Source organism: Halorubrum sp. Atlit-26R, assembly GCF_003666015.1.
Classification (GTDB): Archaea; Halobacteriota; Halobacteria; order Halobacteriales; family Haloferacaceae; genus Halorubrum.
Genome location: NZ_QPLT01000423.1, coordinates 1 through 500 on the forward strand (window position 1 = coordinate 1; position 500 = coordinate 500).

The following is a 500-nucleotide window of genomic DNA, read 5'->3' on the forward strand; positions in this document are numbered from 1 at the left end:
GCAGACCCCCCCGCCGACGGGCCTCGAGACGCCGAACTCGACCTGTGACTCGGACTGGAGCTTGACGCCGCCTTGGACGCGACTGTTGCCGCCGATATCCAAGCTGATCTGGCTCGGCGTGTCGATCTTGAGATACTCTCGAATCGTCGAGTTGCCCCTGAGCTTCACGTCGACTTGGCTCTCCGAGCGGAACTCGGCCGCACCGTCGATCGTGGCGTTGCCCGCAACATTCTCGTTGATCTGGTTCGGCGTGTCGATGACGACGCTACAGTCGGTGGACTTGTTCGGGACCTCGTTGACAGTACAGCCGGAGGGGAGTTGTCGGGGCGCGCACACGTCGACGCTCTCGCACGTGACCTGTGCGGTCCGCGTGAACTCGACGCGTCGGTTCGCGCTGGAGGCGACGATTCGGAGCTTCACCGCGCCGTCGGTGCCGCAATTGAGCGCCGCTCGTACGTCGCCGGAGCCGCCGGGTGAGAGACTGTCCGGCGTCTCTACCG

1 pseudogene is annotated in these 500 nt (G+C 65.2%); it reads right to left on the reverse strand.

Features of this window, described 5'->3' with window-relative positions:
• Positions 1-500, reverse strand: a pseudogene (locus tag DVK07_RS23090) (hypothetical protein); the annotation flags it as partial.